Origin of the sequence: Bariatricus sp. TF06-38A (genome assembly GCF_027690675.1) — a bacterium.
In the GTDB taxonomy this organism is placed as follows: Bacteria; Bacillota; Clostridia; order Lachnospirales; family Lachnospiraceae; genus Allocoprococcus; species Allocoprococcus comes.
Window position 1 is genome coordinate 21,114 of sequence record NZ_JAQFCE010000037.1, and the last position, 7,342, is coordinate 28,455.

8 protein-coding genes are annotated in these 7,342 nt (G+C 35.4%); 3 read left to right on the top strand and 5 right to left on the bottom strand.

Annotated elements, in window-relative coordinates:
* Positions 1-59: 59 nt before the first annotated feature.
* From PG418_RS17875 to PG418_RS17885, 3 genes are all read left to right on the top strand, one after another.
* Entirely contained in the window at positions 60-746 is a 687-nt protein-coding gene (locus tag PG418_RS17875) for a helix-turn-helix domain-containing protein (RefSeq protein ID WP_211134210.1), read from the top strand.
* The gene (locus tag PG418_RS17880) at positions 743-1,663 is read left to right on the top strand and encodes an IS3 family transposase (protein ID WP_498837813.1); all 921 of its coding nucleotides are present in this window, start codon (positions 743-745) and stop codon (positions 1,661-1,663) included. The genes PG418_RS17875 and PG418_RS17880 overlap by 4 nt, the downstream gene beginning before the upstream one ends.
* A gap of 500 nt (positions 1,664-2,163) precedes the next feature.
* Positions 2,164-2,679: a helix-turn-helix domain-containing protein gene (locus PG418_RS17885; protein ID WP_044998574.1), complete on the top strand. Its 516-nt coding sequence runs from the start codon at positions 2,164-2,166 to the stop codon at positions 2,677-2,679.
* Positions 2,680-2,729: 50 nt separating this feature from the next.
* Here PG418_RS17885 and PG418_RS17890 read toward each other — a convergent pair whose 3' ends face one another.
* The 5 genes from PG418_RS17890 to PG418_RS17910 form a co-directional block, all read right to left on the bottom strand.
* Positions 2,730-3,146: a hypothetical protein gene (locus PG418_RS17890; protein ID WP_008369083.1), complete on the bottom strand. Its 417-nt coding sequence runs from the start codon at positions 3,144-3,146 to the stop codon at positions 2,730-2,732.
* Positions 3,147-3,168: 22 nt separating this feature from the next.
* Positions 3,169-3,384, bottom strand: coding sequence for a hypothetical protein (locus tag PG418_RS17895; protein ID WP_055248899.1), 216 nt, complete (start codon positions 3,382-3,384; stop codon positions 3,169-3,171).
* A 507-nt stretch (positions 3,385-3,891) separates the two neighbouring features.
* The gene (locus PG418_RS17900) at positions 3,892-5,409 is read right to left on the bottom strand and encodes a PDDEXK family nuclease (RefSeq protein ID WP_498837814.1); all 1,518 of its coding nucleotides are present in this window, start codon (positions 5,407-5,409) and stop codon (positions 3,892-3,894) included.
* 244 nt (positions 5,410-5,653) lie between these two features.
* Positions 5,654-6,226 (bottom strand): CDP-alcohol phosphatidyltransferase family protein, encoded by a 573-nt coding sequence (locus tag PG418_RS17905; RefSeq protein ID WP_498837815.1) that lies wholly within the window; start codon positions 6,224-6,226, stop codon positions 5,654-5,656.
* Positions 6,216-7,280: an FUSC family protein gene (locus tag PG418_RS17910; protein ID WP_498837816.1), complete on the bottom strand. Its 1,065-nt coding sequence runs from the start codon at positions 7,278-7,280 to the stop codon at positions 6,216-6,218. The genes PG418_RS17905 and PG418_RS17910 overlap by 11 nt, the downstream gene beginning before the upstream one ends.
* Between the last annotated feature and the right edge of the window lie 62 nt (positions 7,281-7,342).

Below are 7,342 nucleotides of genomic sequence, written 5' to 3' on the forward strand. Positions count from 1 at the left end.
TCCCCATATGGTAGACAATGGAAATATCCAAAAATCTATCATATGAGGAGCATATTTTTATGTCTAGGAAACAGTATAGTAAGGAGTTGAAACTTGAGCTCGTAAAAAAACACCTTGAGGATGGAATCTCTTATTGGAAATTAGGTAAAGAGTATGGAATTGAGGCTAGTATTATCCGCAGGTGGGGTCATAAATACGAAACATTTGGAGAAGACGGTCTAGAAAAGCAAAATGCTGATTTATGTAATTACTCTGCAGAATTTAAGAAGAAGATTGTTCTTGAATATCTTGGAGGCAATATAACGAGTCAGGATTTAGCTGCAAAATACAAAATTCATGCACCAAGTACTGTTCGTACATGGATTAAGCAGTATAATAACCATGAAGATTTAACAAATTCCAGAAAAGAAGGTGTATATCTCATGGCTAAAAACGGTGCTAGAAAAAATACAACCCTTGAAGAAAGAATAAACATTGTCGAAGAATGCATAAACACGGGATGTAATTATGCTTCTACAGCGAATAAATATGGTTGCTCCTACGGACAAGTTTATGCATGGGTTAGAAAATATAAAGATAAAGGAATCGAAGGATTATATGATCGACGAGGTAAGAACAAAGCGATTTCTCAATTATCAGATATTGAAAAGTTGAAAGCTGAAAACCGACTACTAAAAGCTCAAACACAGCAGCAACAAATGGAGATTGATTTCTTAAAAAAACTCGACGAAATAGAGAGGAGATGAACCTGACCAAGACACGCAATACAACAAAATACCTTGCAATCAAAGAATTATCTGATGAAAATAAGACATACTCAATATCGGCGTTATGCGAGTTTGCTGGAATAGCTAGATCAGCCTATTATAAATGGCTAGGTCATGTAAATAGTGATAATGATAATCTTAATGAACGCATAGCCGATACCATTACAAAGATTCATGATGAACATCCAGATATGGGTTATAGACGTATAAGGGATACTCTAGCACATGATTATAAAATAGCTGTTAATGACAAACGTGTTTTAAGGATTTGCCGCAAAAAGAAAATCCAGTCATATATAAAGCATCGGTATAATTGTTGTACTAAACCTGCATCTGATCCAGCTTATGTTGCCGAAAATATCCTTAATAGAGAATTTAAATCGGACATGATAAATCAGAAATGGGTAACAGATGTATCAGAATTCAAATATGGTGTTGGAGAAGACGATAAAAAAGGTAAACTATATTTAAGCGTAATACTTGATTTATGCGATAGGAGACCTGTCGCTTTTGTATATAGCACCAGAAATGATAACCCTCTTGTTTTTGATACATTTGACAAAGCTGTGGCAGCGAATCCAGGAGCTACACCACTATTTCATAGTGATCGAGGCTATCAGTATACTTCGAAAGCATTTAGGCGGCGAATTTTAGCTGCTGGAATGACACAAAGTATGTCTCGCGTGGCAAGATGTATCGATAATGGTCCTATGGAAGGATTCTGGGGACTAATGAAGCAAGAAATGTATTATGGCAAAAAGTATAAAACAAAAGAAGAATTAATGCTTGCCATAGAGAAATACATAGATTATTACACAAACAAAAGAGTTCAACGAAATCTTGGGGTGCTTACACCACTGGAATTCCATGAACAAAAACTAGAAAACGTTGCATAAACAACCCGGTACATAAACTGTACCGGGGAAGAAAAAATTTTCGTTATTTAATTTGTCTACTTGACGGGTAGCACACCATTTTTTAAGGGTTTCCGCATCTTGAATTATCTTTTATTTTTCTGAACCAGGCAATTTTTTTATTTGAACAAATCGGGCAGCGTATATTCACCTTTTGGAATCTTAGCTGTTCTATGATACTCTTTTATTACTTCCACAAGAATCCCGGAATTAGAAAAATAATTAAACACGTAATCATATGATTTTACGTCAGACATTCTAAGATTTTCCTTGCAAAAATCACTTGGTTTTTTCCCTGACTTTTTGAATTCTTTATACCGATTTTCAGCAACCAGTAGTCTTTCTGGCTTCCTATCCATTTATAATCTTGTTGTTTACTGATGCTTCAAGTATAATAAAATCTATAAAGGAAATACACGCACAGCATGTGGACTTAATGCCTGATAATCCTCATGTTCGCGATATACAGGGAGGTTATTCTCATGGGGAAACAATCTACGAGAGAAAATAAGACAATTTATCAGATTTGCCGGGAAAAAGCCGGTCTCACCAGATCAGAAGCCAGTGAAAAAATGACTGCTGTTTCTGATTCTAAAATTGAAAAGTTTGAATATGAAATGCAGGAACCCACACCTTACGATATCATCCAGATGGCTGATGCTTACAAGCGCCCGGATCTCTGCAATTATTACTGCTCTCATAAATGCGAAATCGGTCATCGTTATGTCCCGGAGGTCGAAGTTTCTGATTTATCCAATATAATCCTGGAAACCATTGCCAGTCTGAATGAGATTAATCCTCTTACCACACGTCTGATCCAGATTGCCCGTGACGGTAAGATCAGCGATGATGAGATCAAGGATTTTGCTTTTATCAGTAACAAACTGGATGAAATTTCTTTGGCAATAGATTCCCTGAATCTCTGGGTTGATAAAACAGCCGGAGAGCAGGGACTAAACATCGAATTGCTCAGAGAAGAAAAAAAGAAACAGAAATAAGTATGAAAAACAAGGCAGCGAACCTATTTATGGTCCACTGCCTCTTTCCTTTACATATACTGTAACTGGTTTATGATGTATTCCGTTCTGCGGATAGCTTCTTCCACCTGATGTCTGGCATTATTGATTCGATCCTGCACCATCCAATCCACAACAAATCCATCAAAAAAATAATCTGCAAAGGATAAGAAATCTCCAGTATTGATGTTCAGATTACAAGCCATGTTCACATCATTTAATTCCCTACTGAAATTACGAAGATCATATTTCGCCTGTTCCATATTTTGTCTGGCCTGATCCATCTTGGAGTGTTTCAACATCGTAGAAAAGAATCCACCGCCAAACATATCCACCAGTCCCCAATTTTTTGCACTGTTCAGGTTTTCTTTTGCTGTCCGAAGACTACTTAACGCTCGTTGTCCTGCTTCAATCGCTTCTCGTTTCTCTTTTTCTATATCATATCCCATAATTTCTTCCCTCCTCGTATTTTTATGAGTTAGATGATATAAGTGCAATGATTCCGCCGATGATCAACAATGGAAATGCAATATAAATCAGTCCACCAACAACCATTCCTATCAAAATCACCGGAAAAAATACAACTGTACAGAGCAACTTTAAGATTCCCCAGGATGCTTTTACACCAAATATAAAAAATTTTCCAATAAACCAGATCATGCATATAGTAAATAGTAACGATAACATATTCTACTCCTTCTGACTCCTGTTATGATTTGAATCATTCATTTTTTTGATTGTTTACTTGATACAAACTCAGATGTATTTCTCACACCGATTTTACTACTGAATTCTGGGTTCTTCTCTATTTTTTCAATCATCCGAATTAACCTTATTCTCTGTGCTGTATCCATCTGCTCACCTCATTCTGACAGTTCTCCCTTTTGATATTGTCAGTATAACCGGATAACTTTTCAAAATATATACCTAATACAAAGAATTGAACATATGTAATTCTCAATTTTCGAGGAATATTTAAAAAGGCCCAGAGGGAATTGTTCCCTTCTGAGCCTATTGGTTATATAGCAGTATTTTTCATATTTGCTCTGATTTACTTTTTTTGTAATTTCTTCTCTGGAAATCTTCGAACCAAAGTGCATTCCTCGTTGCTTACACATATACGCTTTCATTGTTTCTATATTCTCATCAGCACTTCCTGACTCAAGTGAGCACATTTGCGAATTGTTTTCCTCATTATTTACATGCCACACTTCCAGAGCAGAAATTTGCATATGTTTTATGCAGAACTATTGTTCCATTTGAAAACTTAATATCAATATCATTTGCAGAACCATATCTAACTATTTTAGCTTTCATTCCATTTCTCATTATCTTCTCTGTCCATAACCGTTCATTTTTCAAAGTACGCCTCAGTTGCGGAATCCCAGGTTTACCTATAGCTCCGTGAATAAAATCCTCATATTTTCTATCTTTCACAATAGTGCCATCTTTAAATTTAACGGTGATATGATTTGCATCTTTTACTTCAATAATCTCCACCTCCTCATTACCTCTGTTTTGAATTTTTTTATCCCCTATATGATTTCTTGCATAACAGGAAGGTACTGCTACACTATCTGTACTAAATCTTTCCCATCTTGTTTTTACTATTTCTCCATTATCAAACTTCACTTTGATATCATTACTCAAATTATATTCAATCACTTCTGCCATCATCCCGTTCTTCATTTGTTTTCGTAAATTTAATCTTTGATTCTTTTTTGCCAGACTTGTATCTTTGGGATGTGAAATATTTCCTTTAACAAAACTTTGATAACATTTATGATATACAATTTCTCCATCCTCGAACTGTACAGTGATATTTCGACAACTAGACATTTTAATGATTTCTGCAACCATACCATTATTCATTTTTTTCTTTTCATATAAATGAATCGTTGCACGTTTATTATTTGATACATATTCCTTTATTGTACGTTTATCTTTCTCAAAGTTTATAAACTTATCATCCTTTTTGAGAACATCTCTGACAAAACTTTTCAGGCAACATTCCAATGAAGCTGACATAAATCTACTATCCTCTAAAATATAGTCTCTTCCACTAACACCAGAACATCCCGGTTCTCTAAAACGATAAAGTTTTATTCCCAACTTTTCAACTATTTTATTCTTTCCTTCATCATCTTTATTTTTAGTATGAGAATATTCACCATCATACTCAATCGCTATTTTCAGCTTATCATTATATAAATCAAGCTCTTTCCCTTCTAAACCAACTCTGTCAGAACGCTTTGAACGTTGTGGAATTCGAACAAACCCCAATGACTCTAAATAAAATCTTAATACCAATTCATTTTGTGATACATTTCCTCCAGGAATTGTAGGATGTGCAATACTACCGATACAAAAATCCCGCCAGGATACTCCCGTTCTTTTTCCTCCATCTTCAAACAAAATATCCATATCATGACTCCCCCTGTATTCAATAACCTCAGCAGTCAATCCATTATTCATTACCTTTTTCTCGCCAATTCGCTCTTCTCTATTTCTTGGAGCTTTAAAATGTTTTTCATAGTTGAAGTTTCCCTCAATAAAGTATCTCCAATTTTTTAACTTCATTTCTTTCCCATCACAAAATCTGATTATAAAATTTTCACAAGTACTATAACTTACAACTTGTGCCCTCTTTCCATCCCTGGATGTACTCTCTACCCCTATTCTTTCACTTGCTTTTGTTATGTATTTTCTCATTTACACGCCTGCATTCTAATTTGATAAGTGTTTCTTTCTAAAATCAAAAAATCCTGTTCTGTACACCAAAACATTATTTTTTGACTTCCTTTATTATATTTTTCTATATAAAGAAATTCCCAGAATACTTACTGCTATCACAATAAGAAATTTTCCAAATCCTGATATTGTATATTCTAGACCTCTCATACAAATAATCTATCTTCTCCTAAATATTTTTCTAGTCATTGCAATATAAAATTGCTTATACAGTCTCTCCCTTAAGAGTCCTGGTATTCTGGATAATATACAGAGCGACTGATATGACCATCATTATAGCGCACAAACCAATCAACAGATCTGATACCATAGGTGTAATGTGGAACCATATAATATGCACCGCTGCAGTTCCATATAATAAAAAGGTTACTATCTTTCCATGCCAGTCTGCACCGTGTACTTTTCCTGTCTTTCGTATCACAAGACATCCACTGACTGCCATATACAGCTCCTTACCTGCCATTATTACGATTAAAAGAAGCATATGCGGAAACCGAGTAAACAGACAGATTAACATCGCTGCCTGTGTCAGCTTATCAGCCACCAGATCAAGTATTTTTCCTAAATTACTAATCCTATGGAATCTTCTTGCGATATATCCATCAGCAAGATCCGTAAAACCAGACAGCAATAAGATTTCACCAGCTAACAGAGGATTTTTCTTTACACAATAACTCCATATAATTACCGGAATCAGACAAAGCCGAAAAAAAGAAAGAAGATTAGGAACCGTAATAATTCTATTCAAATTTTCTTCCTGATTCACTTCACTCTGCATGTACGGTCACATCACTTTCCTTTTTTTTAGACATAAACCAATAAAATATAACACAAAATGCTAAAGCAAACACAACACCAAAAACATTTTGAATCACTCTAAGACTAACCGCTCCTTGTAGTCCATAAGTCTCTGCAGCAATGGCTAAAGCACCAAATGTGTTAAATACTGCCTGCCAGCCATATTGTGCTGAAAGTCCTACACCGATTCCACCAAGAATTCCTATATATGCATAGATTGACGAAGGAAGCAGAAAATATAATACTGTAAAACATATAACACCTGCAATATTTCCGACAATCCTTTTACGGACTCTGTAGTGCATATCTTCCATAAACGGCAAAATCGCGGACATGGCCGCAATACCAGCCCACATTGCACGTGGCATATTACAAAGTTCTGCAATGCAAAGGACAATCGGTACGCATAAAATCTGACATATCTGCCATTTTGTTCTGGAAGAAGTGATATCAAATTCTTGTATCAGATCTTTCAGATTTCTTTTATAAGTTCTGTTTTTATGATTTCGATAAAATACGAAGCAGGTAAGTGCTGCACCTAAAGCCATTCCGACTAATCGCATCTGATAGCTTTTTCCCGTAACATCATAACCATATAGCAGCAGATACCCAAGAACCAATGTAGATTGATTAAACATGAATGGATTATGGCATCCGAACAGAATCAACACAGCCAGTGCCGCAATATTTAACAGCATTCCCAATACCGGTGAAAACTGATTTGCTAAATGCGGACATACAGTCATAATTACAAAGAACAAAGCCAAAAGCATCGTAGATTGTCCGGTGTGGATCCCCAGATCCGCATTTCTAAACACCATGAGACATAATAAGACCACTACACCTACAATGCTGTTCTCATTTCCAAATAGGATGCTGAAAATACTAACAAAGAAAAAACAAAATGCCAATGTAACAGCTATCTTCACCAGATATACCCACATATGATATAATTTTTCTTTTAGTGTTTCACTCTTTTTCAACAGGTTTTTAGAACCTGCCTGATTTAACTGCAACTCCTGATAAAATGTCATATAAATTCTCCCATCTTCTACTACAATATATTTATGGTTAATATCCCTTACAGCCAGTAAGG